Source organism: Paenibacillus sp. P4_A9, assembly GCF_056402415.1.
On the sequence record NZ_JBFUHL010000031.1, the window covers coordinates 42,281 to 67,860 of the forward strand.

Genomic DNA, 25,580 nt, shown 5'->3' on the forward strand with positions numbered 1-25,580 from the left:
TTTCAATGTATGCGTCAAAGCTCGGGACTTACCTGAACGGTACTACTTTCCTTCAAAGAATCGGAGATAAGCGCCGTAGCCTGCCGACTCCATATCCGCCAAAGGAATGAAGCGTAAGGAAGCGGAATTAATGCAATAACGAAGACCATTCGGACCAGGGCCATCATTAAAAACGTGACCTAAATGCGAGTCCGCCTCCGTGCTTCGCACTTCTGTGCGTATCATGAAATGACTCGTGTCCGTTACTTCTTTCACATGACCTTCAAATAACGGCTTTGTGAAGCTCGGCCAGCCGCAGCCGGAGTCAAATTTATCGTAGGAGGTAAATAACGGCTCCCCTGAAACAATATCAACATACAGTCCTTTCTCATGTGAATCATGGAACTCATTCTCGAAGGGACGCTCTGTCGCATTATTTTGTGTAACCGCATATTGGATTGGCGTTAGTGATTTCTTGCGTTCTTCCTTATCCTTCGCTGTGTTCCAATATTGTGAAATGTACGCGTCGCGTCCTGAGCCTTTGCGGTAGGCTTTGTAGTGTTGCGGATTTTTGTGATGATAATCCTGATGATACTCTTCCCCTGGGAAAAAGGCTTCGGCATCAATCCGTACGATTTCCGTTACGATTGGACGATCAAATCGACCGCTATCCTGCAACGCTTGTTTAGAAGCCTCGGCTTTGGCTAGCTGCTCATCGCTATGGGCAAAAATCGACGTGCGATACGACGATCCCCGATCATGGAATTGTCCTCCAGCATCGGTTGGATCAATTTGACGCCAAAATGTATCAAGCAATTTGTCATAAGGGTACAATTCGGGGTCAAATGTAATTTGCACAGCTTCCGCATGCCCCGTCGTCTCGGAGCAAACTTCTTTATACGTCGGATTGCTTGTGTGCCCACCTATATAACCGGAAACAACGGAAATAATGCCTGGTAGTGACTCGAACGGCGTCACCATACACCAGAAGCATCCCCCCGCAAACGTCGCTTTATCGGAATGAACGCCTTGTAGGTTATCTGTCATGTTAACGTCACCTCTTTCTCAAAGTATCCTTTTATCATACCAAAAGTTACGCGTATAACCAAAAAACACCGTTCATCAAATGATCTAATGAACGGTGTTCGTATATGCATCGAAGCTATGTATCCTACAGGTTGTTGAAAATGTCTGTAAGCACAGGCACGATTTGTGATTTACGGGAAACAACGCCTTTAAGAACGGCTTTATTGTCTACTAGGGATACGTTGTAAGCTTTCTCAACTGCATCTGCTTTACGTCCAAGAGCAAGTCCTACGGAATCATTGTTCAAAATGTCCGTTACAACGAACAAGAACAAGTCTAGGTTTTTCTCAGCGATAATTGCTTGAAGTGCTGTTTCGATTTCAGCTTGTTGGGAAAGAACATCGTTTACATCAACCGCGTTTACTTGTGCGATTTCTGCTTTGTAGCTGCCCATTTGGAATTCTTTGGCATCTAAAGAAATCAATTGTGCAACTGTTTTGTCGCTAAGATCTGCACCAGCTTTAAGCATGTTTAGACCATAAACTTCAGCGTCAACACCAGCGATAGAAGCTAGCTCACGAGCAGCAGAAACGTCTTGCTCTGTGCAAGTTGGGGATTTGAATAGCAAGGAATCAGAAATGATGGCAGAAAGCATCAAACCTGCGATGTCTTTGTCGATCGCAACGCCGTTTTCTTTGTACAATTTATTTAGAATCGTTGCTGTGCAACCAACTGGCTCCGCGCGGTAGTAAAGCGGGTGGCTAGTTTCGAAGTTAGCAATACGGTGGTGGTCAATAACTTCCACTACGCGTACTTGATCAATGTCGCTAGCGCTTTGTTGGCGCTCAACGTGGTCAACCAAGATGACATTTGCTGCTTCGTTAGCAACGGTTTGAACTTCGCGTGGAGCTGCTACTTTAAAAGTATCAAGCGCGAATTGCGTTTCGCCGTTAACGGAACCCAGACGAACTGCTTCTACTTCTTGACCTAATTTAGTTTTCAGTGCTGCATAAGCAATTGCGGATGTGATTGAATCAGTGTCCGGATTTTTATGTCCGAAAATAAGTGTTTTTGACATTGTACGACTCCTTAAACGACATATTTTAATGAGAGTGGTCATCATTTCTATATACGATTATACTCAAAATTCTGGGTAAATCCACTATTAAACTCGGAGTCTGCCTAAATCCACCCGAAATGCTTGGTAAATTGACACATATAGTAAACTATCACAAGTCTAAAATGAATCTCGCCTACTGTGGCGTCGGCTCGGACAATTGTTGTACCCAATCTTCGAACGGGTTTTGGCTGTCTACCACGATGCGATGCAACTCCAGAGGTGGCTGATCGGATGAAGCCCAGCCTGGGTGCGTGGTAAAGGCATACTGGAAGATAGCCTTACGTAAAATCTTCAACGTCGTGCGATTGTAATCGCCGTACGGATAAGCAAACGTATCCGCTGGTTTCCCCAGCTCTTGCTCGATGCGGGCGCGCGCGGCGAGAATCTCCTCGCGCTGCGCCTTCTTGCTGAGCTCGGGCAGATGCGGATGCGTCACGGTGTGTGACGCAATATCCCATCCTGCTGCGCTCAGCTCCTTGACTTGCGGCCAGGTTAGGTACCCTGGCGTGCCCACAAGGCCCGTCGACAAGTACAGCGTCGCCGGAAAGCCGTGCTTTTGGAGGATCGGCAACGCCACCTCCGCGTTATTGGCATAGCCGTCATCGAACGTGAGCAGCACGGGGTGAGCCGGTGACGGCATCTTCTCTTGGATGACGCTGGCGAACTCAGCCAGCGTCAACGGGGTGTAGTGATGCGCGGCCAAATAGTCCATTTGGCGCGCGAACGTATCGGGGTGGAGCACGTACGTGTTCCCAGGGTCCACCCCGATGCTGTGGTAGTTCAGCACGGGGATGGCAATCCCGTGCTGAGCCTTCGCTGGAGCAGCGAAGCTGGCAAGCAGGAAAAACGCGAGCAGCAAGGCTGCACGCCATATTCGCACTTTCTTTTTCATCAGAAGGTTCATCATAGATCGCCTACCTTTAATTGAACATTTGCTCAGGTGTCCAATGGTTGATCTCCTAAGCCTCCCCCATTCGATTGCCGAATATGCAAAAAATCCCAGATTATATCACTACATCACTGCTGATAACTCTAGCTTTTCGCCGGGAAGCTGTGTTAGTCCGATATCTCCGAATTAAAACGAGGTTTCTTCGAAACAAAGGGCCAATAGTCAGATTCTGCCGAACTATTTACCCATTTTCCTTGCATGAGGGTTGTTTGGGGCGATTTAGTTTGGCTTAATAGGACTAATTACAATTGAATGACGCGGACAGTGAGATTAATTCGATAATTCCGGACTAATGGGTGTTGGATGAGTAGCAACCTAGTAAACCAGCACTAAGACACCGTCTCCATAGACAACTGAATCAACCTGTTCACAGTCTCCCAATTCCGTGTAGTAGCAGCTACGCAAAGCTTTTTCTCAATAAAGTTGTTGCTGAACTTGGAATCACCGTAGTTTTTGCGAATTAGCAGATACACCGTTATTCCCCTAACGTGATACTCGTCCACTTCACTTTGTGCAGCTTGCAACTTAGCAAGTGCAGCCTCTGTCGGAACCTGTGACAGGAACGTCACATAGCGTTGTTCATTTTCATCCACATTTACAGTCGGATAAGGTGTGTCTTGCACGACCTCTTGCAACTCAGCAGGTGTGCGAATAATGACAGGGATATCAAACATCAACTGTTCCTTCAACTCATACACAATGCGATCACGCAGGACCGCCGAGTCCACCTCTTCACTGTCGAAGATCACATTCCCGCTCTGGATATATGTACTCACATTCGTAAACGCCATTGATTCGAACAGCTGCCTAAGCCGCTCCATTTTAATAATTTTCTGGCCACTAACATTAATTCCGCGCAACATCGCGACATACCGAGGCATAGCCTTACCCTCCCTTTTCACTTGCCTTTTACTTATCTGTAGGCATTTTTATCCAAGAATTATAGCACAACCAAACAGAAATTTGTCCATTCCATGCCTCGCTCATTTTCAATATCTTCCAACATGATTTATACTTAGGTCAATTAATTCAAATGAGAAAGGATACGGATATCATGACGCAGCAGCCTGCAGCGACGAATTATGAAATTGCTCAAGTGTGTTTACTCGCTGGTAAAATCATGCTGGAAAACGGTGGCGAAACCTATCGCGTGGAAGATACGATGACCCATGTTGCCGAGGCCTTCGGCGTTCCTAATTCGCATAGCTTTGTCACGCCAACTGGCATTATTTTCTCGATCGACGGGCCTGAACAGACGACGCGACTGATTCGCATCTCTTCTCGATCAACGGATTTACGAAAAGTAACCGTGGTCAATGCCATTTCCCGCAGAATCAGCCAAGGTGAGCTATCACCTTCAGAAGCATATCAAGAGCTTGAAACGCTCAATACGGATAAACGAAGATATCCCGCTTGGTTGCAGGCGTTAGCTGCAGCGATCGCAAGCGGTTGTTTTCTCATCATGTTTCAAGGTGCGTGGTCGGACTTTTTCCCGGCATTTCTTGCGGGTGGAGCAGGTACGATTTCCTTAACTTATTTCCATCGTTTAGTTCCAATCAAATTTTTCGCCGAATTTCTTGCGTCATTAATCATAGGACTTATTGCTTTTTTAACTGTCAAAACAGGGCTCGGTCATAATCTGGATACGATTATTATTGGCTCCGTCATGCCGCTCGTGCCCGGGCTGCTTATCACGAATGCCGTCCGCGATTTGATGGCAGGTCACTTCGTATCTGGCGTTTCGAAAGGTGCAGAGGCATTTTTGACCGCTTTTGCCATTGGCGCAGGCATCGCCTTTGTCTTAACATTTTATCCAGGAAAGGGGTTCTAGTATGGATATGTTTGAGCAGCTAGTAACAAGCTTCATATCGACTTCCGCTTTCGGCATCATTTTCAATGTACCTCGCAGAACGCTAGTGCAATGCGGTTTTGTGGGTATGGTCGGTTGGATGCTCTATTTCTCTTTTCAAAAGGCTTATCTAGATCCCATTTTAGCCACACTCATTGCGTCCTTTGTTGTCACGATTATTAGTCAGTTTTTCGCGAAAATATATAAAACACCCGTCATCGTTTTCAGTGTCTCCGGTATCATCCCGCTAGTTCCTGGTGGACTAGCCTATGACACGATGCGAAATGTCGTTCAAAATCACTATGATGTGGCTGTGCAGCTTGCTGCGAAAGCTTTTTTGCTCTCTGGTGCAATTGCCATTGGACTTGTGTTTTCAGAAGTCATTAACATATTATTGAGACGGACACGAGCTTAAACCATGAAAATCAGCCGAAATAACCAATAACTTAATACCCATTAATAGGATTAACCTATAATTTCATGCCTTTTACATCTTGGATTTTTTCCAGTCTGCCCTTTACACTACGGATATAGAGCAAATAAGCCAAGGATTGGAAATGGAGCTGATGACCAATGAACGACAACGCCAACCATCAGATTTTAACGAAATTCGATGAAATTGCCCAAAAGTATGACAGTCAGCGGAGAAAGCTGATTCCTTGCTTCGATGATTTTTACAATACGGCCGCTTCCTTAGTCCAATTAGACAATAAAGCTCCGCGAATTCTTGATTTAGGCGCAGGCACCGGACTTTTCTCCTCCTATATGCTTCGCACTTACCCGCAGGCGAGGTTAACTTTGATTGACTTATCGACGGGAATGCTCGACATTGCTAAGGAAAGATTCCAGGATGCAGGAGCTGCTGAAGTGACGTACCTTGCTGGAGATTATTCGTCATTCGAGAATGCTGAGCCATATGATGCCATCATCTCTTCCCTTTCGATTCATCATCTTGAGGATGTGGCCAAACAGGCGCTATACGCCCGCATTTTTCATTTTTTGAAACCAGGCGGCGTATTCGTAAATGCAGATCAAGTCTTAGGCGAAACACTATTTCTAGATGGCTTATATCGCTCAGATTGGGTTGCGAAGATTGAAGCAACGGATCTATCTCAAGAAGCGCTGCAAGCGGCCTATGAGAGGACGAAGCTGGATAAAATGGCTCCCTTGGACACGCAGCTTGGCTGGCTTCGCGACTCTGGCTTCCAGGATGTGGACTGTGTCTACAAGTCCTATAATTTTGTCGTGATGTTTGCGAGAAAACCGTAACCCATCTTAGAACGGGAGCACTTTTCTCGCGCTGTTTTACCAAATCATCGGCTTAGACACCATGAACCACATCATCGCAAGCGTTATGATTACATAAAAGATCAAGGCTTTCCGAAGCTTGTTTACAATGAGGTCGCGATCTTCGTGGGGAGCTTTCAGCTGTCTCAGAAGCGGTGAGAATGCACGTGCGATGAAGTACAACGAAGCTACCATGATCAGGACTGTAGCGACAATCCACGAGGTTTTCCAACTCCATGCCGTTATCCAGGTCAGAATAATGCCTGTGGCGACCAACACATGTCCTGCATGCTTCGTTAGTCGAACTGTAATCCGAAATGGCTCTAAGTAATCTGATAGCTGCTCAAATGGGGCTCTACGGATAAGGGCAAGTAAAGGAAACAGGACGAAATAAGGGCCGATGCTTAACACGACGCTAAAAATATGAATATAGAGCATGACTATGTACCAAGACAAATTGACCATCCATTCTATCATTGATTTTAATAAACCGTGTGAATCCAAGGATCCACACGGTTCTTTGTGTTATTCTGCTTTTTGAAATTCGTGTACCCAGACTTTCATCTGTGGCAGCCATGGCATTCCCGGATGCATAGCAAGAATACTGTCGCGATACTCGTCAACGGTTTCGTGACCTTCTTGTTTTGCATGCTCAGGTGTAAGTTCACCTAGTGCTTGTTGATACACATTGGTCACCGTAAAGGCTGTACCTTGTAAGTCCATCGTTTCACCAATATCCGCATAACGTCCATTACGACGACAAGCCGTTTTTTGGCCAGCAAGCACTTTGCTTACTTCTGCTTCTTTCGTTACTAGTCGATCGATAGAACACGTTTTTGGTGGTAAAGTTTCATTCACGTTCGTTTCACTCATGTTAGTTCCCTCCTTTTGCCAGTTTTTATTATAGCGAATCCCATCCACTTTGTCGAACTGACTCGTTTCTTCGTATTTCACTACCGCAATTACTCGCGCAAGGCTTCTTTAAGCTTCGTCGACATGCTCTCCATTGATCCCGACACAGAAGGCTTTACGCCGCGCAGTCGCGCGATTTCCGCCTTCAGCCTTTCATTTTCAAGCGATAATGACTCAACCTTTGCAATGATCTGCTCGCGATCCAAGTGATCCCATTTCCCCATCCGTACACCTCCTAGTATTAAAATACCCCCTCCTCGCAAGTCGATCATCCCATCGGATTCTCTCCATGCATCAAAGGGGGTAGTTCCTATTACTTATCGCTTATTTCGTGATCGTAATCGCATATAAACGAGCTGTTTCTTCCCATACTTCGCCTGGCTCTAGGGAAGCAAGTCCGATTTGATCTGCAGGAAGATCAACATTCGGTGCATTGACTAAATTCATCTGCGGCTCTGGACAGAAGAAGCCTTCTGTTTTGCCATTGTTCCAGATCATCCATTGCTTATAGGAAGTCCCCACATCATAAACTAGTTTGATGCCTTCACGTGCATCTGTCAATGCCATGAAGTTGCGGCTATTTTGCGGAACACTTGTATAATGATTATCCATGTCTGCAAAGAATGGCGACAATCCGCCTACTTTCATCTTCTCTTCATCCGAGGATAGTGCTTGATATTCGCCCGTTGGCAGCATACGCTCGTTCAACGTCCAACGCTCGCCGATTGTCATTTGGAACGTATAATCAGAAGGCTGACTGTTGACTGCAAATGGCGCATTGATTGTCGTATGGAACGCCAACAAGCACGGCATTGCTTCATTGCCTTCATTATGTACGGAAATTTGTTGGTGCAAACCTTGTTCATTTAAGGTGTAGATCAAGCGAATCGTGAAGTCAAATGGTAAGAATTCATGCACAGAATGTCCTTCACGCACACGTAGTGCTAGTGTAACGCGACTTTCATTGCCATCGGCACTAAAATTCTCGACTGCCCATGGAATATTGTGTACAAATCCGTGCAGATGATTGCCTGTTTTAGGTTCATTAACCGGGAATTGCAATACTTTCCCATTCCAAGGAAATTTGCCATCCTCATAACGATTCGGCGGGAATAAAACGGGAATCCCATGCACGATTGGACGCTCTTTAAACGACTCCATCTCTTCCAGCGCAGGCTCGCGCAAGAAACGATATTCCTTCTCTATATCACGAAAAGCAATCAGATTTGCACCAACATCTGGCAAAACAACCGCTTCATAACGCCCAGCTTGCAGCCAAATCGCTTGTTCTCCGTTGTACGTTCCTTCATATGCTTTGGTAGACATCCTCTTCATTCTCCTCCTAAATGACTGCTAGTCCTCTGTCCAATCATTGGACGGACACATTGATTTCACTTTAGCCCATGTTCGCGAAAAAAGTCAATGGACGTAAATTGCATGAATATAGACAAATGTGACTTTACTTTTCTTAAATTGCTTGATTTTAGTATAGCACTTGTACGTACAAGTTGGCTACCCTCATTTTTTCAGATTATTAAATGCGAATTGTTGACTCTCGGATGATTAATTCAGGCTTGTACACTTTCCCAGTTTCACTACCACTAACTCGCTTATTCTCAATCATATTAATCAAAATGCCCGCTGCATCGCTACCGAGCTCCGTTTTGGGATGTGAAAGAGATGTCAATTTCACCTCTGTAGCCGTGGCAAGCATGGAGTCATCGAACCCGATTAGCGAGATGTCCTGTGGCACCCTCAAGCCAATTGTACGTATAGCTTCAAGGAGATGAATCGCAAGCTCATCATTATAGCAAACGAAGGCCGTTGGTCGCTCCTGTGAAGGTCCATGCTCTAGCATAGCTAACGCACTAGCAAATGGCTTTTTCCGTTTCTCCTCCGTTGTATAGTGAATGACAAATTCCGGCAACAGAGGGATCTGATAGTGCTGGTGAGCACGAATAAAGCCTTTAAGCCTGTTCACACCTTGTAAATCATCTGTTTTGAAAAAACCAGCCAACCGCCTGTGCCCAAGCTCGATCAAATGCTGTGCAGCCATATATCCACCCTCTTCATCATCCACGATCAAAGAAGGACAATTCATCTCTGGGTATCGCTCGTTAATCATGAGATAAGGAATATGCTGGTAATCCAGCGACAAAAAGCAGCTAAGATTCGGGTTGCCCTCGGCGCTTTTCGTCGGCTCAATAATAAGTCCACTCAGTGGCTGACTCATCATCATATCTAAGCTTTCTCGCTCTTTCGCTTTATCGTTATCCGTTGATGAAAGCAGAAGTCTGTACCCTCTTGCTCGTAAAGCGGCCTCTGCCCCCCTAACAATATGCGGGAAAATATAATCAGAAATATAGGTCGTCAGGATGCCAATGGTATGTACATCGCGAGATTTTTGAGTTTGTGGCGTGGAGACATAGGTCCCTTTCCCTTGCATCCGGTAGAGCCAGCCTTCCTTCTCCAGTTCGCCAAACGTCTGCCTTACCGTCTGCCGGCTCATTAGAAACTGTTCAGCAATTTCATTTTCAGAGGGCATCTGATCATTGGGTTTGAGCTTTCCTGTATGTAACCAAGATAATATTTCCTGTTTCAATTGTTGATATTTAGGTAATTGCTTATCTTTCATGCTTCACCTCAGGGCATTGATTGTGAGCGTATTATACCATTCGGTTAACTTGTATGTACATTTTATGATGTGATTGTGGAGTAGATGAAAAATGAATCATGCGTGCGAACGAGTTGGTACTCGGTCATAGAAAAGGTACAGAATAAGTGCAGGAAGAGTCCGCTTATATTGCTAAGAAAAAAGGCAAGATGACAAAAATCGAAAAATGTCAGTTGTAATTTGTAATTCTTTGTGTCAGTAAAAAAAATACTGCCAGGCTGACCCTGGAAATTGAAACAGCGACAGCCATGGACGTGAAAATAAGGTCCTAGACTGTCGCTGTTTCATTGAATGCTATCCACTTTCGGGGTAATTCGGACCGCTGTCCGTTATTTCAATCACTTACCTTCTGTTCCGCTACCAGCATATCCCATTACCCTTCCCTTAATAGTAACGACAGGCAAGGCACCAAAGATTTGACTGTCAATACTTCTCCACCACGTATCACCCATAACAAAGACATGCCCCTCAGGAATATTAACCTTTGCCATCTCCATGTTAAAGTATTCTTTCATGGTTTTCTGGCATGAATCATTACATTCAGCTGAACCTGGCTTATTTACTGTCTTAAAATAATCTTCTTCTTCGAGTCCCCAACTGAGAGCTTTACCATAGAAGGTATCTAACCTTTTATGGTTAACATAAACTTGACCTTTTTTTATTTCAATTTCTTCACCAGGAAGAGCGATAACCCTTGCAATATTATACTCTGACGGGTTTAAATTTGGATATTTGTTCTTATCAATTGCAGGTGTTTTATAGTAAATGACATCGCCGCGATTAATATCATTTGTATTAAAATAATTTGGGTCGACAGCTATCTTCCCTTTATCATTGGAGATGTATTCTAAGTTGCGGCGCGCCATTCCATCGGAATGATTTTCAATAGTGATAAGGTCCTGTTTCATTACTACTGTCATTGGCGACTCTTGCGTGATTTCGTCAGTTATGCTTTGCTCTTCGCAACCTAGAACGATTAGTAATAAGAAAACAATCAAAAGTGACTTCTTCAAAGGAATCCCCCCTGATTTGATAATACGCAATTAAACGGAGAATTCGCCATTAAATTCCAACAATTCCCTGAACTTTCCGCAAATTAAGACGTGTGGAACTCATCTACACGTTAGTTTAGCACCCTCATCCACGACAAAAACCCACGCAGTGGCGCGGGTTCTTGTTTAGCTCTCCTATTTATTACTTCGCTAATGCTTCCCGCGCCGCGTTCACAAGCAGATCGAACCACTCATCTTCCTCAAGAAGCTCCTCTACCGCCTCGATATCCTCTTCCTTACCGGATTCTAGTAGAAAGTGAAGGGCATAGCTCCAGTCGTTTTTGCCTTTGGTGCTTTGAAGCGTGATTTCATACGGATGTTCATGGCCTTCGACTTTGAATTCGACATGCCCGAGGTAGCCATCTTCTTTGCTATGTTCCATTCTTGCTTTTAAAATTTCAATCATGTTCAACATCCTTCTCTAATGTTTGTAGCCATGTCCAAATGGTGTGCATGGTTGTTTGTAAATTTGTTGCCTCTTGCCATATGTACGGAGGATGGTCTCGAAAATAATCCGCATGCCCGCCGATAATAGGGAGCATATGTAGGTGGACAGGGGCATGTTTCATGCGATTCCATTTGGGCAGACCTAAGCGTATCCGACTCCAGCCTCCCCAGGTGCCAAGACGTGGAACCAGATCACGCGTTTGATTTTGCTGATTCGTCGCATGAACATACAGCACTTTGTGCTTTAAAGTTATCGGGATCGCGCACTTCGGGGATCCAATTTGGATCACGCCGAGGATGTCATTGCCGTGACGTTCAAGCTCCTTTGCTGCCAAGATTGAGGCTACGGCACCAGCGCTATGCCCGATGAAAAGCAGCTTTTCCCCCTGTTCTCTTGTAGATAAGACGAATTGGAGCAAGCTTTTACCACCATGCACCGATTTCTTCCGATGGGCATTATGCCACATATCACGTATGATTTCCTGCAACTGACCTCGCTTCGAGCGGTCCCAATCGCCATAAGGAAAGTGAATATGAACTCGCACACGCGTTCCAACTAGCTCATATCGCGAAGCAAGTTTAGCCGCAAAGTCATCCAGGAAATTAGACGCGGTTGCAAATCCAGCTGAAACATAAATGACGATGTCCGTGGTATCAGCGTGAATACTCATGACTTGCTCCGTTCCTTTCTCGGATAAAATGGTTCAGGTTCTTGGCTTCGCACGGTTCGTTGGAACCGCCGCCATGGGATCATCAGGCCAGTAGTGCTTGGGGTAGCGGCCTTTGAGATCTTTTTTAACTTCGAAGTAAGCTTCACGCCAAAAGCTTGCCAAATCCTTCGTCACTTGCATCGGACGTTGTGCTGGCGATAATAAGTGCAAGGTCACAGGCACGCGCCCTTTGGCTATGCGAGGGGTATCTGCCAATCCAAACATTTCTTGCAAACGTACGGATAACGTCGGTGACTCCATGTTGCTATAGTCAACGGGGATACGCGATCCACTCGGCACTTGAATATGTGTCGGTGCCCATTCATCTAACGAACGGCGTTGCTCCCATGTTAGCATTCCCTCTAATAGGCTTGTCAAGTTAAGGCGGCTCAAAGCCCCTTTACTTTTCACTCCTAACAGGTGTGGTCCAGCCCAATCCTCCAATGTCTCCAGCAAGGTTTCATCGCGAAGATCAGGCCAATTTTCCGTAAAACGGTGTAAAAAGATGCTGCGCTCCTGAAGCTGACGCGCATTTCTCGTCCAAGGCAGTACGTCCAAAGATTCCGACCGAATCCCCGCCAGCAAAGCTTGCAAGACGAGATCCGGATTAGGTTCCTGAAGCGGTTTGTCTTTAAGCGTGAGTGCACCAAGCTGCCACTGTTCTCTCGCTCGTACAGAGCCCACTGTACCATCCCACTCTACTACTTGTTCCTTGCGGATGTGACTTTCAAAGGCGGAGAAGAGCTCATCCTCTTCCAGAGGAGCCGCTAGATAGATACGGCTCTCTGTTCCGCTGTCGTCCAGCTCCGCTGCGACGATATACCGCTCATTCGAGAGCGGCTGCAGCTCAGGCAGCACGGCCCCGCGGCCGTTCGCAAGCGTAAACCGCCCCGCCGACCGCCGCTGCGCGACGCGGTCGGGGAAGGCGAAGGCGAGCAGCAGCCCGCTCGCCGCAGCATTTTTGTCGCTCGGCCGCACACCGAGCGACTGCATCAAGACCTTGGCCTCCGCCGCGATGCGGTGACAGAGGCCAAGGTCAACACCTTCGCGCGCGTCGCCTCGCCCGGCGCGCCAGAGCACTTCGATGCGGCTGCGCACATCCGCATCCCGACTAGCGGCGCGCATGAAATCGCGCTCGCTCAGCATGACCGCGAGCTCGCACGCCAGTGCGCCGAGCTCAAGCGGTATGGCTTGCAGCACCATGTGCGCAAGCCGCGGGTGCAGGCCTAACGCCGCGACACGCTTGCCGTGCGGCGTTAGGCTCCCGTTCTCGTGCAGTGCGCCTAGCTGCACGAGAAGTTCCCGCGCCTGCTGATACGCAGCAGCAGGCGGTGGGTCTAGCCAGACCAGCGCAGCTGGGTCTGGTGCGCCCCAGGCGGCAAGCTCCAGCGCCAGCGGGGCGAGATCAGCTTCGCAGATCTCGGGCGTAGAGCTCGGCGGGAGCTGCCGATGCTCGGTCTCGGTCCACAGGCGGTAACACACGCCTGGACCGAGACGCCCTGCCCGGCCTCTGCGCTGATCCGCAGAGGCGATCGACACAGGCACCGTCGTCAGACGGGACATGCCGGTGCGGGGTGAAAACCGTGGCACGCGCATGAGGCCGCTGTCAATCACGACCGTGATCCCTTCGACCGTTAAGCTGGTCTCGGCGATCGACGTGGCCAGCACCACTTTGCGATGGCCAGGCGAACGGACGGCAGATAGCGCTTGGTCTTGAGCTTCAATGGACAGATTCGCATACAGAGGCGCTATTTCCACCTCTTTTCCTAAACGCAATGCTGCAAGCCCGTTCGCAACACGATGGATTTCCGCCGCACCAGGCAGGAATACAAGCAGGCTGCCCGCGTGCGCCTGCAAAGCTCTATCAATACTCGCGACAACAGCATTCTCTATTCTACCTACAGCTTTCTGAGGCAGATAATGAGTCTCAACTGGATAGGTTCGACCTTCGCTTTCAATAATAGGTGCATCATCTAATAGCGTGGAAATCGGCTTGGCTTCCAAGGTTGCGGACATCAGCAGTATTCGTAAATCATCACGAAGCAGCGTTTGTGATTGACGACACAAGGCAAGACCAATATCTGCATGCAAGCTGCGCTCATGAAATTCATCAAAAATTACGATGCCCACCCCGTCCAAGGCAGGATCCTGCTGCAGCATGCGAGTCAGAACACCTTCTGTGATCACTTCAATCCGTGTCTTAGGTCCAACGCGAGTATCATTTTTTACCCGATAACCAATCGTCTGGCCGACTTCCTCACCTAGCAGCTTTGACATGTAGTGCGCTGCGGCGCGGGCTGCCAGTCTTCTTGGCTCCAGCATGAGTATCTTTTGGTCTTGCAGCCAGGAGGCATCCAATAGTGCTAATGGAACCTGCGTCGTTTTGCCCGCACCAGGCTGAGCAACCACGATGGCACAGGTACGTTCTTGTAAAGTATGTAATAGTTGTGGCAGCACTGCGGCTATGGGTAACACGTTCATGGGTTTCACTCCGAGCTCTCTATCTTATTAATGCCATTAAGTATTAATACAATGAATGAAAGATCACGATTTGTTCATCTGTTTTCTGTTTGGAAACCTGTTCCTTCGCTTTTCAATCGTGTATACTAGAAGACAATCTAGTCACTAAAGGAGAACTTTAACATGAATGTACATGAAGCGATTTCCAAACATTCGAATGCACAGCATCTGCATCTCGTTCGATTTGCTGAGCTTGATGCACAGCGAGAGCACGCGATTGACGCGGCTGTCGATTTGTGCAAACGCGGGCTGCCTTTTAAAGTTGATTCAATCAACGCCATTACGGCCCAAATTATCGCCCATGCCCAAAAAGGTATTTCTCCTCTCCGTTCCCTTGTAACTGAGGATATGGTCCGTGATTATGTAAACAAAGGGTAAGGAGATACATTTTCATGGGTGTACTAACTTTTATTTCAATGCTTATCATGGGATCCGCCTTCAGTGCGGGATTCTTGCTCTTGTTTAAGCAAAAAATCGCATGGGGAATCACCTGCATTGGTCTCTCCATCGTGTGCTACATTGCTTATGTCTACATTGCAAATGCTTATTTCGTCTAAAAGAAGCATTGCACGGCGAGAACCGATCAGTTCATCTGATTCGGTTCTTTTTCATGTAAGTATTTATTTATGTATTCATATATTCATGAATTTACGTTTTCATTTCCAACCATGCTCCTCCATCTTTTGAAAAAGCAGCTCAAAATACGCCGTAGGATGCGTTACTAATTCATTCAAAGAAATCGGCCTTTCTACATCTACGTACTCGCCATTCAGACCCATTTTGTATCCACTTGCTGCAATCTCTTCCCATTCACCTCTAATGAGTTGCTTAAAATCAGAAACAGTCACAGCAAATAGACCACTTACCTCATCTGGCTGCAAGACATAGTTCTTCAACGGTTGATCGCAGCGATAGATGAAAACATGACAAAATTCTCGATCCATGAGCTTGTCCGAAATCAGATCTTCCTCTGCAAACACGCCGCAGGAGATCAAAGACTCAAAGTGGGCGGAAAGCCCCAATTCTTCCTCCAGCTCCCGTATTCCCTCTTCGATCGTCTCTCCAGCAGCGAGGTGTCCTGCACAGGAGATATCCAGCAAATCCGGAAACAAATCTTTGTCCGGATGCCTTAACTGAAGCAGAAGCTTCGGCACTTTCTCTTCCAAGCTGACAATCCAGCATTGGAAGGTCTGATGCCATAGCCCCTTGGCATGAACTTCGGAGCGAGTCGCCACGCCAAGCCAATTCCTTTTCGCATCAAACACATCAAAAAGCTCTTCCGATTTCATCATTATTCTTCCCCACTCCAATCAGCCTGCAGCATTTGTCCATTGACGCTATCTCCGCGTAGTTATCTTCGTAACTTTCATAGCATAGAGATCATCCTCTAGCACACTCATTCGGTCTCTTACGCCCTTTAGTGCATCCTCGATGGCTTGATTATAAATAGGTGCTGTTAGCTGCTGAAGCATATAGTCAATCAATTGCTCTGCTGCAATTTGACCTACTGTCACACCTAATTCCACGTCTAAATGCTCTTGCAGATCGCTGATTAATGCGTCTTTTTCCTCTTTTGGTAATTTTAAAACTTTCATATTGTACACCTCCGATTACGCGAATACTTGAAAATCGATTTCCTGAAAGGAACTAACTTCTTTCAACCAACGCTCAGCTACATATTGAGTATGTACAGGGTGATTATTATAAGCCTCATAGGCGGATTGATTTGCAAAAACCATGGAAAAACCGTAGTCATAATCCGCCTTTGGGCTCACTTGACGGAGTACTTCAAATTGCTCAACACCAGGTATGGTTGTCAGCTCATTAGCACTGATTTTCAGGAATTGCTCCGCGTTAGCGTTTTCCTTACCTGCATGCAGCTTAAAAACAACCATATGTTTAATACTTGTCGCATTCATCCGTAATTCTCTCCTTTCCATGCCATCTTCGCTTATTATAGCGGATTTTGTAGTTAGGAACTATATAGACTCACACCGTTACCTCTGCATGCCTAAAAAGGGAATAAAACCCTTCTTCTTCGTGCACATTAACGGGGTACTGTAAATCAGAAGAAAAGGAAGTGCTCCTATGGAAAACAAGAAACATGAAGGCAACTATACAGGAACAACGAATATGAATGCGAAAAATCAAGATATGGCTTTCGTTAATGATACGTTGGAAAACGCACCCAGCACAACTTCCATCAATCTTGCCAAAGACGATATCAGTGAAGAAAATGAAGAAAATCAGTTGAACCAAAAATAATCGACCGTTGCCGTATAGAGCAGTCATCTCGTTCCTTTTTCTAGGAACTGGTGGCTGCTCTATTTTCGTTAATTCGACTTAATTTCAGGGGTATTCAATCTTGGCATCTCCTACCTCGTACGCTAGTATAGACTAAGGAACATGTTTTCGAGGAGGTTGTTAAGATGGAACAAGTCATCGTCATTGGTGCGGGTCCTTGCGGATTATCTGCGGCTGTTGCCTTGAAGCGCGCAGGTCTGTCGCCTTTACTTATAGAGAAAAGTTGTATCGTGAATGCGATTTATTTATACCCTACTTATTTGCAGTTTTTCAGTACACCAGAGCTGCTAGAGATTGGCGGTTATTCCTTTACTACTCCGCATGATAAACCTTACCGCCAGGAGGCACTGGTTTACTATCGTGAAGTCGCTCGCAGAGAGCAGTTACGCATTCGTTCTTATGAGGAAGCTGTTCGGATTGAACAAATTGAAGCTGGCTTCAAGGTCCATACTACCGATCAATTTGGCAACAAAGACACTTATGAAACATATAAAGTCGTTGTCGCTACCGGCTATTTCGATCATCCGAACATGCTGGGTATTCCTGGTGAAGAGCTTCCCAAAACGACTCACTATTACAAGGAAGCACATCCATATGCCGGAGCTAAAGTCGCGATCATCGGCGGCAACAATTCTGCAGTGGATGCTGCCATGGACTTACTCCGAGTTGGTGCAGAGGTGACCGTTGTCTATCGCGGGAAAGATTTCTCAGCCAATATTAAACCATGGGTCCGTCCGTTATTTGAAAGTATGGTTAAAAAGGGGCGCATCCAAATGTGGTTTGACGCTCAGGTTGAACGAATTGACGAACATGCTGTCCTCGTGCGAAAAGGAAACGAACACGTCACGTTGGATAATGACTTTGTTCTTGCATTAACCGGCTTTCGGCCGGATCGGCAGCTGCTCACGGATATTGGTGTTGAGTTTCATGAAGAAACAAACGCACCTTTAATCAATCCCGAAACGATGGAAACGAACATTTCCGGCTTATATGTCGCAGGTGTGGTCGCTTCTTCCAAATATGATGCGAACGAGATCTTCATCGAAACAGGCCGTTTGCATGGACTTTCCATAACTACACATATCATTTCCAGCCAGAGCCATCAATCTTAGAGATTGATGGCTTTTTCATTAACTCTATGAAAATATTTCCTTTTTTTTCATAGTCCCCTCTTCCATTACGAACACTTGTTTGTTATAATGAAAACAAGAACAAATGTTCCAATTAGATGAGGAGGTTGTTAACATGATGAACCCCAGTCACAATTTCCGTTTTATCGAGAGAGATTATTGGTACCAGAAGGCATTGTGTGACACTGTCCATCTTCTTCCCGAACAAATCGATGCCTTGCTTGACGAAGCTCACTCTTATTATGCCGACTATACGTTCAAGTTCTATGACGATGGGTCGGTGACAATCATAGATAACGACACGAACAATCGCATTAAACCGAGAGAGCTTACAGGCGCTGTTTATGATTTCTACATCCGCAAACGGATTTATATGATCAAAGCCAATTTAATCGAGAAACAACTCCAACATGCCAATTGAAGCACAATAAGGCCATCTGATTCGGACAATTCGTCCTACCAGATGGCCTTATGTTTACCTACATGCTATTCGTTATGATAGCGGAAACAAGTTTGCGTGTGATCACTTACCATGCCCACAGCCTGCATATAGGCATAACAAATCGTTGAACCAACAAATTTAAATCCGCGCTTCTTTAAATCCTTACTCATGCGATCAGAGATATCTGTTTGGGCTGGCAGCTGACGGCTGTCTTCCCACTGATTCTTGATCGGTTCTCCGCCTACGAAGCTCCAGATGTACGTATCGAACGTGCCGAACTCCTGTTGTACTTTAAGAAAGGCCTTCGCATTCCCAACAACGGAAGCAATTTTCAAGCGATTGCGCACGATGCCAGGATTTTGCAGTAAATCCTGCAACTTCGCATCGTCATAGTTCACGATCACATGCGGATCAAAGCCATCGAACGCTTCCCGATAGTTATCTCGCTTCTTCAAAATCGTATACCAACTTAAACCGGCTTGAGCACCTTCCAAATTCAGCATCTCAAACAAGACGAGATCATCATGTACGGGAACTCCCCATTCATGGTCATGGTAATCTTGATATAAAGGGTCTTCATTGACCCAACCACAACGGTTTGTCATGTTATTCTCTCACCTCATCCGAATATCGAACATGTGTTCTGTTTTATTATAAGTCTATTACGAACACTTGTCCAGTTGGATTTAGGATTTAGCAAAGTCATGATAATGACAACTGATAAAAGCTGCGGGTGTTAGTAAGTAAGGTTGAAGCCGTTTCTTCTAAGGACAACCCTTTCAACCCGGCAATTTGTTCAATAACAGCGTGAATCATACGAGGATGGGTCTCTTCACCTGAGAACGGCCCCTCAAATGGCCAAGGCCCATCTGTCTCCACCATTATGAGTTCCAATGGATAATTCCGAATAAGCGTGCGAATTTCTTCCTCATAAAGAACATCAGGCGTAATTGAAATGGAGTAGCCAACCTCAATCATTCGTTCCACCGTTTCACTCGGTCCCTTAAACCAATGAAAATGTGCTTTTTTGATTCCATACTTCGCAAGAAGGTCACACACGATTGCAGCATCTTCGTACACAGCATGAAGAACTACAGGCTTGTCCCATTCTGCAGCCAACTGGAAGAAGCGCTCCAGCAGCTGAATGTACGGCGCTAAGTCGAACACCTGCCCCGCAGCTTCCACCTCTTGTCGCTTGTAATAAGGTAGTCCAATTTCTCCAACTGCACTCATTTCGCTTGCATGCTCACCCATCCAACCTATTAATTCATCCAGCTGTTCTTCCGTAGGCAGCTCCTGCTCTGGATGAAACCCATAAGCTGCAAAGACACGATCTGGTGCTAATGACTGCAAGTGTTTCGTGGTTTTACAGGAGTCCAGGTGTCTAGACACCGCGATCAATGCTTGTACATGTGAAGCTTCCAAATTCGCAATTATCGCCTTTGCCGACTCTTCCGAATACATATCGAGATGAATATGCGCATCAATGGCTAGCATCATTTGTTTGCTCCCGTCGCAAAAGTCCTTGAATATGCTGTCTTAATGCTAAAAACGCAGGTTCCTGCAGAACAGCTTCCTGTCGCGGTCTTGCGAATGGAACTTTCAACTCTTCCACGATACTAGCTGGTTTATTCGAAAGCACATAGATGCGATCAGAAAGAAAAAGCGCTTCCTCGATACTATGAGTTACGAATAAGATGGATCGTTTATTTTGCTCCCAAATGTTAAGCAGCCACGCCTGCATATCCTGCCTTGTTAGCGCATCCAAAGAGCCGAACGGCTCGTCTAAGCACATGAGCTCTTGTGGACTTAACAATGCTCGCAGAAATGAAACCCGCTGCTGCATCCCGCCTGAAAGCACGTGAGGAAGCTCACGTTCATAGCCCCCTAAACCGACTTTGGGCAGCCATTCTCTGGTTTTTGCGATCGCCGAACTGCGCGACACCCCTGCCACTTCCTGTCCAAGTGCCACATTTTCCTCGATGGAGCGCCATGGGAACAAGGCCGGTTGCTGCGGCATGTAAGAAATTAATCCCTTTTTCCCAGTTACCCGCTCGCCATCTAACCAAACTTCACCTGAAGACGGCTGCAGGAGTCCACCGATAATATGGAATAAGGTACTTTTCCCACTTCCTGAGGGACCAATGATGGAAACGAACTCACCTTGTTCGACATGCAGATGAATATCTGCAAGCACGGGAACTAGCCTTTTTTTGCTCGAGAACCCATGTTGAATTCCTGTCAGCTTTAATTTGCTCATGGTCACAGATCCCCTTTCTACGATGACCGTTTGACGTTCCAACGAATGACGAGCTTCTCAAGACCTGCAATCAGCCAGAAAAAGAGTAAACTCAGGATCACGATAATGCCAATCGCAACAAATTCCCGATCCGCGCGGAAGGCTGATTTTTGAAGGATCATATAATAGCCGAGCCCCACATTTCCGCCGAGCCATTCGGCGATAACCGCTCCCATGACACTGTAGGTTGCAGATATTTTGAGTCCCGTAAACAGAAATGGCAGTGCGTGAGGCAGCTCTAATTTATAGAAAATTAGGCGTTTCGATGCGCCAATCATTTGCATGTAGGTGTACATGCTGCGATCGGTCTGCATAAAGCCATCTAGCGTTGACATCGTCACAGGGAAGAAACAGACAAGTGAAATCAATATAACTTTAGGTAAAAGGCCAAAGCCAAATAAAATAATTAACAGCGGTCCCAACGCGATGACAGGGATATTTTGAGATAGGATTAGCAGTGGATAGAAACCCGCTTTAACGAACGGTAGCCTATGTAATACGCTGGCAAYGAGAACACCACCAATGGCTCCTACGCTAAATCCGATACACATCAAACGTACGGTTGCCCACATGTGCATCCACACGCGCGGCATATCTGTTGTACCGTCTCGCCATATTTTGAGCGGACTCGGTAGTAACCAATCGGCAGCTCCACCCCACGTAACGGCTAGCTGCCAAATAAACAATAGAAGGATGACTACCACAAGTGGCGGCCATCCTGCTTTGATCCAGCGATGGATGTTCATTATCTGTATTTCTCCGTCAGCTTGTCCATCGAGGCTCCGGACGGATTGAAGTAAATTTTCACTTGTGAAATGACGTTCGGGCTGCCCATCTCAATCATCGCAGTATTCATATCTTGGATAATCAGAAGGAGCTGATCCAGCTCACCTTCCATCGTCGTCTCCAGAGGGGATACGAAATACTTAACACCTGACTTTGCGATCACTTCGATCGCACGATCGACATAAGGAATAACATCTTCGCCATTTACGGTTTTGGGAATGATTTGAATGCTGACAAGCGCATTAGCCATTGGAATTCTCCTCTTTTAGGACATGGGATTATTTCTTGTTTTCAGGTAAAAATGTATTCGTAAATGCCGCATCCACATCCAGCTTTTTCTCCAAAAGCTTGTGGTCCAGCATCCAAGTCGCGTAATTTTCCCATACGGATTTCTTCTGCTCGCCCCAACGTGCTGCATCATCTTGATAGCGAGGGCTTAACCATTTTTGACTGGCAACGACCAATTTAGGATCAAGATCTGGCACGGCTTTGATCAGAATTTTAGCTGCATCTTCAGGCTTCGTAATCGCATATTGATAGCCTTTGGACGCTGCTGCAACGAATGCCTTAACGATTTCTGGTTTCGATGAGATCATCTTCTCATTTGTCGCCAAAACCGGTGTATAATAATCCAGTTTATCCGAATATTTGTTCAAATAAATCATGTTGAGCGGCTCACCGCGAAGTTCCGCATCGACTCCCGTCCAAGCGTAGTAAATCCAGGCGAAATCGATATCGCGTTTGACCGCTGTGAAATAATCCGCATCACCGATATTGACCATTTTCACCTTCGTCGGATCCGCTTTCTCGGATTGCATCAAAGAATCAATCATGGCACTTTCAGCAGGAGCTCCCCAACCGCCGTATGATTTGTTCTCGAAATCCTTTGGCGTTTTGATATTCTTCGCAACCGGTGAAGCAAAGCCAGATGTATTATGTTGAATAATTGCTGCAATCGAGACTAACGGAACTCCTTGAATACGGCCCTGTGTAATACTTTCTTGATAGCTCACGCCAAACTCTGCCGCCCCAGATGCGATCATCGTATCCGCTCCGCCTTCGCCTGGCGAAATAATTTGCACATTTAAGCCCTCTTGCTCAAAAAAACCTTGATCCTTCGCGACATACAGCCCAGTGTGGTTCGTGTTCGGCGTCCAGTCTAGGACAACCTTCACATCCGTTAGCTTTTTGGTGCCTTCTGTTGGTTGAACCGATTTCGCTTCATTGCTGCCGCAGCCAGCCACTAACACAGTTAAGCTAAGCAGCATAAGTGGTGCAATTTTGTTCCATTTCATAGCTTGGTTCTCCTCTCCGCATCTCTCTATGTACCCAAAAGAAAAAGCCCCCGTTATCCGGGAGCGCCATGTGTAGAAAATGATATTTCCAATCAACAATCGATACCGTCGATGGACGTGCATTTATATGAGATCTCTACGCTGGCATTATCCAGATCAGATTAACGGTTAGTGACAAAGACGGTCACAATCTCAGCCTGACTTCTCAAGCTCCCGTGGGTTCTTATTGGGTTAGCTTCTAACATACCGCATGTTTCGACAAAATGCAAACCTTGATCAAAAGAAGATTAATCTATACTTGACAAAGATGTTTGTCCACTGACCGTACTAATGAAGTAACCATTCCTTTAACTGCGGTCCAAGCCTTTTCGCATCTTCATATCCAAGCTCATGTAATTTCTCAAGCTTACGCGGATCCTTCTCCATTCGTCCTACTTCCACTTTGATTGAAGGTCGGATAATCATCGCACTTCCATCTGCTTCCATGCGTTCAATCGTTTCTAAGGTGTTATTGTAAATTTCGCTGCGATTCACAAGCACATCCACTAAGCCATTATATTTCGGATAAAAGCTCTTTGCCAACCAACGATGTGTGTTGTTTAAGGGCCGTTTACGGTAGCCGAACTCTTTCGTTAATACAATAATATGCTTTTTATTGCCGTCAGCCACCGACTTCTGAACGGGGATCGGATCGACCAATCCGCCATCAAATAAGGTCCTGCCCTCATAATGAATCGGTGTAGCTACAAAAGGCAACGAGCTGGATGCTTGGACGATCGGCATCGTTTGTTGCTGCAGCTCATGTTTCGTATAATAAATCGGCTCCCCTGTATGCGCATCTGTCGTACCAATAGCAAATTGCTGTGAAGAGGCATAGAACGTGTCATAGTCAAATGGCACTAGCCGGTTCGGCAGCTCATTAAAAATAAAATCCATGCCAAATATACTTTTACTGCGCAATAAGTTTCGATAACTTAAATAACGGTGATCCGCGATATAGTCGATCGTTACTTTCTTATTCCGCCCAGGTTGTTTAGAAATATATGAAACGGCATTGCATGCCCCCGCTGAAACACCTACCACGTAAGGGAAATATAAATCCTGCTCCATAAAGTATTCCAAGACTCCTGCGGTGTATACCCCTCGCATACCTCCGCCTTCCAGTACGAGTCCAATTCCTTCCATGGTGACACCTTCTTTCTGTCTGTCTCAAGCCCCTTTCTAGCATACAGGAATTGTAAATTAAAAGAAACGGGTTTCTTTGTTCGAAAATGAGACAAAGACGAAGATTTCATCCTACTTTCTAAGACAAATAAGGGGAAACCCCTGTTCAACCGTATTTTTGCCGATTAACGATTTTCTTTATACAATTCTTTGATGAGCATAAATTCATCCAGATTGCCCAGAAAGAGATCTACAATGACGGGATCAAAATGTTTACCGCGTTCAGACTGCAATAAATCTAATACACGATCTAATTCCCACGCCTTCTTATATACACGATCGCTGCACAGGGCATCAAATACGTCTGCTAAACCTGTTATCCGGCCGTACAGGTGAATGTTTTCCCCACTAAGCCCTTGTGGATAACCTGTTCCGTCGAATCGTTCATGATGCTGATGAGCAATAATCGCCGCGGCGTGAAGTACTTTCTTATTCGAATGCTTGAGCATTTCAAAGCCTAGATTAGAATGCGTTTTCATGATCTCGAATTCATCTGTTGTTAAGGAGCCCGGTTTATTGAGGATGGCATCAGGAATCCCAACCTTGCCTACATCATGCATCGGTGTTGCTAATCGAACGATTTCGGCTTCCTGCTCGGACAAGCCATACTTCAGTGCTAACAAGCGCGAATATTCGGCCACTCTTTTCACATGATGACCCGTTTCCTGTGACCGAGTCTCTGTGATCTCACCCATCGTATAAATAATTTCCTGTTGCGTGCTTTCAAGCTCATTGTTCAGATAAATATTCTCGAAGGCTACAGACACGTTCGCGCAATAAATATCTACGAGGTATTGCTCCCATTCGCTAAGGGAATTAAACCCATTCATATAAATCACGTTTTCCATCCCCATCTTACTCTGGAAATAGATGACGAAGCGATCAGAAGCAAAGCTGCTTTTACGGGTTTGAAAAGCCAGTTCAATTTCCTCAAGTACCTCCGTTGGAACCACATCACGTGCTCTAGCGTCTTGGTTGGTTGCATAATCACCGCTAGCCGCGAGAATATAAATATCCTCGACACCCTTCGTGACCGCGAAGCTGCAATGTATAGCATTCTTATGTAAATTAACGATGGAAGTCATTTGGGTCAATACGCCTGACGCAAACTTCTTCATAGATTGTAATTCAAACAAAGTCGCTGATGACTTAATAATTTCTTCCAAGCCGACTCTGCTTTTCTCAATCGTTTTGATATCGCGGAAGGAGCGCAGCGCTGTAACTACTGTTGTAAATAGCTTCGTAGAGGTAAGCTCTGTTTTTTCTTTATAATCATTAATGTCATAATCCATAATGACCGTTCGCTCAGGCGCTTGGCCTGGCTGACCAGTCCGCAAAATAATGCGTACAGCTTGATTATTTAATTCTTCACGAATATATTTAACAATCTGCAAACCCGCGTCCTCGTATTCCATAACAATATCTAATAACACAAGGGCCGTATGTGGTTGCTCTCTCAATAGCTGTTTAGCTTCAAACGCCGAGTAAGCACTATGGAACTCCAATTTCCTTCCAGCAAATTCAAAATCCTGCAGCACCATTTTGGTCACTTGATGAATTTGCTTCTCGTCATCC

Annotated in this window: 32 protein-coding genes; 8 read left to right on the forward strand and 24 right to left on the reverse strand. The window is 45.9% G+C overall.

What is annotated here, in order from left to right:
- Positions 1-42 precede the first annotated feature (42 nt).
- The 4 genes from msrB to AC1DVJ_RS19025 form a co-directional block, all read right to left on the reverse strand.
- Positions 43-1,026 (reverse strand): peptide-methionine (R)-S-oxide reductase MsrB, encoded by a 984-nt coding sequence (gene msrB / locus AC1DVJ_RS19010; protein WP_477592801.1) that lies wholly within the window; start codon positions 1,024-1,026, stop codon positions 43-45.
- Between the two features lie 124 nt (positions 1,027-1,150).
- Positions 1,151-2,083 (reverse strand): manganese-dependent inorganic pyrophosphatase, encoded by a 933-nt coding sequence (locus AC1DVJ_RS19015; RefSeq protein WP_477592802.1) that lies wholly within the window; start codon positions 2,081-2,083, stop codon positions 1,151-1,153.
- Positions 2,084-2,258: 175 nt separating this feature from the next.
- On the reverse strand, positions 2,259-3,032 hold the full coding sequence (locus tag AC1DVJ_RS19020) for a polysaccharide deacetylase family protein (RefSeq protein ID WP_477592803.1): 774 nt from the start codon (positions 3,030-3,032) through the stop codon (positions 2,259-2,261).
- A gap of 371 nt (positions 3,033-3,403) precedes the next feature.
- Complete coding sequence (locus tag AC1DVJ_RS19025; protein ID WP_477592804.1) at positions 3,404-3,955, reverse strand: DUF1697 domain-containing protein; 552 nt, start codon at positions 3,953-3,955, stop codon at positions 3,404-3,406.
- 173 nt (positions 3,956-4,128) lie between these two features.
- Here AC1DVJ_RS19025 and AC1DVJ_RS19030 point away from each other — a divergent pair, with 173 nt between their 5' ends.
- From AC1DVJ_RS19030 to AC1DVJ_RS19040, 3 genes are all read left to right on the forward strand, one after another.
- Positions 4,129-4,905 (forward strand): threonine/serine exporter family protein, encoded by a 777-nt coding sequence (locus AC1DVJ_RS19030; protein WP_477592831.1) that lies wholly within the window; start codon positions 4,129-4,131, stop codon positions 4,903-4,905.
- A 1-nt stretch (position 4,906) separates the two neighbouring features.
- The gene (locus AC1DVJ_RS19035) at positions 4,907-5,338 is read left to right on the forward strand and encodes a threonine/serine exporter family protein (RefSeq protein WP_477592805.1); all 432 of its coding nucleotides are present in this window, start codon (positions 4,907-4,909) and stop codon (positions 5,336-5,338) included.
- A gap of 158 nt (positions 5,339-5,496) precedes the next feature.
- Positions 5,497-6,192, forward strand: a complete 696-nt coding sequence (locus tag AC1DVJ_RS19040; protein ID WP_477592806.1) for a class I SAM-dependent methyltransferase — start codon at positions 5,497-5,499, stop codon at positions 6,190-6,192.
- Positions 6,193-6,228: 36 nt separating this feature from the next.
- Here AC1DVJ_RS19040 and AC1DVJ_RS19045 read toward each other — a convergent pair whose 3' ends face one another.
- From AC1DVJ_RS19045 to hrpB, 9 genes are all read right to left on the reverse strand, one after another.
- The gene (locus tag AC1DVJ_RS19045) at positions 6,229-6,687 is read right to left on the reverse strand and encodes a hypothetical protein (protein ID WP_477592807.1); all 459 of its coding nucleotides are present in this window, start codon (positions 6,685-6,687) and stop codon (positions 6,229-6,231) included.
- A gap of 48 nt (positions 6,688-6,735) precedes the next feature.
- Entirely contained in the window at positions 6,736-7,083 is a 348-nt protein-coding gene (locus AC1DVJ_RS19050; RefSeq protein ID WP_477592808.1) for an ASCH domain-containing protein, read from the reverse strand.
- 89 nt (positions 7,084-7,172) lie between these two features.
- Positions 7,173-7,346 (reverse strand): hypothetical protein, encoded by a 174-nt coding sequence (locus AC1DVJ_RS19055; protein WP_477592809.1) that lies wholly within the window; start codon positions 7,344-7,346, stop codon positions 7,173-7,175.
- Between the two features lie 100 nt (positions 7,347-7,446).
- The gene (locus AC1DVJ_RS19060) at positions 7,447-8,448 is read right to left on the reverse strand and encodes an aldose epimerase family protein (protein WP_477592810.1); all 1,002 of its coding nucleotides are present in this window, start codon (positions 8,446-8,448) and stop codon (positions 7,447-7,449) included.
- Positions 8,449-8,656: 208 nt separating this feature from the next.
- Positions 8,657-9,757, reverse strand: a complete 1,101-nt coding sequence (locus AC1DVJ_RS19065; RefSeq protein ID WP_477592811.1) for a substrate-binding domain-containing protein — start codon at positions 9,755-9,757, stop codon at positions 8,657-8,659.
- Between the two features lie 377 nt (positions 9,758-10,134).
- The gene (lepB, locus tag AC1DVJ_RS19070; RefSeq protein WP_477592812.1) at positions 10,135-10,809 is read right to left on the reverse strand and encodes a signal peptidase I; all 675 of its coding nucleotides are present in this window, start codon (positions 10,807-10,809) and stop codon (positions 10,135-10,137) included.
- 181 nt (positions 10,810-10,990) lie between these two features.
- Entirely contained in the window at positions 10,991-11,254 is a 264-nt protein-coding gene (locus tag AC1DVJ_RS19075; protein ID WP_477592813.1) for a hypothetical protein, read from the reverse strand.
- Positions 11,247-11,966: a lipase family protein gene (locus tag AC1DVJ_RS19080; protein ID WP_477592814.1), complete on the reverse strand. Its 720-nt coding sequence runs from the start codon at positions 11,964-11,966 to the stop codon at positions 11,247-11,249. Before AC1DVJ_RS19080 ends, AC1DVJ_RS19075 begins: the two co-directional genes overlap by 8 nt.
- Positions 11,967-11,999: 33 nt before the next feature.
- On the reverse strand, positions 12,000-14,486 hold the full coding sequence (gene hrpB / locus AC1DVJ_RS19085) for an ATP-dependent helicase HrpB (RefSeq protein WP_477592815.1): 2,487 nt from the start codon (positions 14,484-14,486) through the stop codon (positions 12,000-12,002).
- A gap of 162 nt (positions 14,487-14,648) precedes the next feature.
- Here hrpB and AC1DVJ_RS19090 point away from each other — a divergent pair, with 162 nt between their 5' ends.
- The gene (locus AC1DVJ_RS19090) at positions 14,649-14,903 is read left to right on the forward strand and encodes a YpbS family protein (RefSeq protein WP_477592816.1); all 255 of its coding nucleotides are present in this window, start codon (positions 14,649-14,651) and stop codon (positions 14,901-14,903) included.
- A gap of 14 nt (positions 14,904-14,917) precedes the next feature.
- Positions 14,918-15,082, forward strand: a complete 165-nt coding sequence (locus tag AC1DVJ_RS19095; protein WP_477592817.1) for a hypothetical protein — start codon at positions 14,918-14,920, stop codon at positions 15,080-15,082.
- A 99-nt stretch (positions 15,083-15,181) separates the two neighbouring features.
- Here the strand turns inward: AC1DVJ_RS19095 and AC1DVJ_RS19100 are convergent, their stop codons facing one another.
- Genes AC1DVJ_RS19100 through AC1DVJ_RS19110 form a run of 3 tightly spaced genes read right to left on the reverse strand, consistent with a single transcriptional unit; the run spans position 15,182 to position 16,444 of the window.
- Entirely contained in the window at positions 15,182-15,814 is a 633-nt protein-coding gene (locus AC1DVJ_RS19100; RefSeq protein ID WP_477592818.1) for an NUDIX hydrolase, read from the reverse strand.
- Between the two features lie 48 nt (positions 15,815-15,862).
- The gene (locus AC1DVJ_RS19105; RefSeq protein ID WP_477592819.1) at positions 15,863-16,120 is read right to left on the reverse strand and encodes a DUF2164 domain-containing protein; all 258 of its coding nucleotides are present in this window, start codon (positions 16,118-16,120) and stop codon (positions 15,863-15,865) included.
- 15 nt (positions 16,121-16,135) lie between these two features.
- Positions 16,136-16,444, reverse strand: coding sequence for a Dabb family protein (locus AC1DVJ_RS19110; protein ID WP_477592820.1), 309 nt, complete (start codon positions 16,442-16,444; stop codon positions 16,136-16,138).
- A gap of 169 nt (positions 16,445-16,613) precedes the next feature.
- Here AC1DVJ_RS19110 and AC1DVJ_RS19115 point away from each other — a divergent pair, with 169 nt between their 5' ends.
- The 3 genes from AC1DVJ_RS19115 to AC1DVJ_RS19125 all read left to right on the forward strand — a co-directional run bounded on the left by AC1DVJ_RS19115 (position 16,614) and on the right by AC1DVJ_RS19125 (position 18,380).
- Positions 16,614-16,790, forward strand: a complete 177-nt coding sequence (locus AC1DVJ_RS19115; RefSeq protein WP_477592821.1) for a hypothetical protein — start codon at positions 16,614-16,616, stop codon at positions 16,788-16,790.
- A 164-nt stretch (positions 16,791-16,954) separates the two neighbouring features.
- Positions 16,955-17,941, forward strand: a complete 987-nt coding sequence (locus tag AC1DVJ_RS19120; protein WP_477592822.1) for a YpdA family putative bacillithiol disulfide reductase — start codon at positions 16,955-16,957, stop codon at positions 17,939-17,941.
- Positions 17,942-18,074: 133 nt separating this feature from the next.
- The gene (locus tag AC1DVJ_RS19125) at positions 18,075-18,380 is read left to right on the forward strand and encodes a hypothetical protein (protein ID WP_477592823.1); all 306 of its coding nucleotides are present in this window, start codon (positions 18,075-18,077) and stop codon (positions 18,378-18,380) included.
- 65 nt (positions 18,381-18,445) lie between these two features.
- Here AC1DVJ_RS19125 and AC1DVJ_RS19130 read toward each other — a convergent pair whose 3' ends face one another.
- From AC1DVJ_RS19130 to AC1DVJ_RS19165, 8 genes are all read right to left on the reverse strand, one after another.
- Positions 18,446-19,006, reverse strand: coding sequence for a DNA-3-methyladenine glycosylase I (locus tag AC1DVJ_RS19130; protein WP_477592824.1), 561 nt, complete (start codon positions 19,004-19,006; stop codon positions 18,446-18,448).
- 97 nt (positions 19,007-19,103) lie between these two features.
- Positions 19,104-19,901 (reverse strand): TatD family hydrolase, encoded by a 798-nt coding sequence (locus AC1DVJ_RS19135; protein ID WP_477592825.1) that lies wholly within the window; start codon positions 19,899-19,901, stop codon positions 19,104-19,106.
- Positions 19,885-20,661: an ABC transporter ATP-binding protein gene (locus AC1DVJ_RS19140; RefSeq protein WP_477592826.1), complete on the reverse strand. Its 777-nt coding sequence runs from the start codon at positions 20,659-20,661 to the stop codon at positions 19,885-19,887. The genes AC1DVJ_RS19135 and AC1DVJ_RS19140 overlap by 17 nt, the downstream gene beginning before the upstream one ends.
- 17 nt (positions 20,662-20,678) lie before the next feature.
- Positions 20,679-21,446, reverse strand: a complete 768-nt coding sequence (locus tag AC1DVJ_RS19145; RefSeq protein WP_477592827.1) for an ABC transporter permease — start codon at positions 21,444-21,446, stop codon at positions 20,679-20,681.
- Positions 21,446-21,736 carry a thiamine-binding protein gene (locus tag AC1DVJ_RS19150; protein ID WP_173109389.1) on the reverse strand — a complete coding sequence of 97 codons (291 nt, stop codon included), beginning with the start codon at positions 21,734-21,736 and terminating at the stop codon, positions 21,446-21,448. Before AC1DVJ_RS19150 ends, AC1DVJ_RS19145 begins: the two co-directional genes overlap by 1 nt.
- Before the next feature lie 28 nt (positions 21,737-21,764).
- Positions 21,765-22,781 (reverse strand): ABC transporter substrate-binding protein, encoded by a 1,017-nt coding sequence (locus AC1DVJ_RS19155; protein ID WP_477592828.1) that lies wholly within the window; start codon positions 22,779-22,781, stop codon positions 21,765-21,767.
- Between the two features lie 327 nt (positions 22,782-23,108).
- On the reverse strand, positions 23,109-23,966 hold the full coding sequence (locus AC1DVJ_RS19160) for a patatin-like phospholipase family protein (protein WP_477592829.1): 858 nt from the start codon (positions 23,964-23,966) through the stop codon (positions 23,109-23,111).
- Positions 23,967-24,130: 164 nt separating this feature from the next.
- The coding region (locus tag AC1DVJ_RS19165) for a DUF3369 domain-containing protein (RefSeq protein ID WP_477592830.1) at positions 24,131-25,580 on the reverse strand (1,450 nt) is incomplete at its 5' end.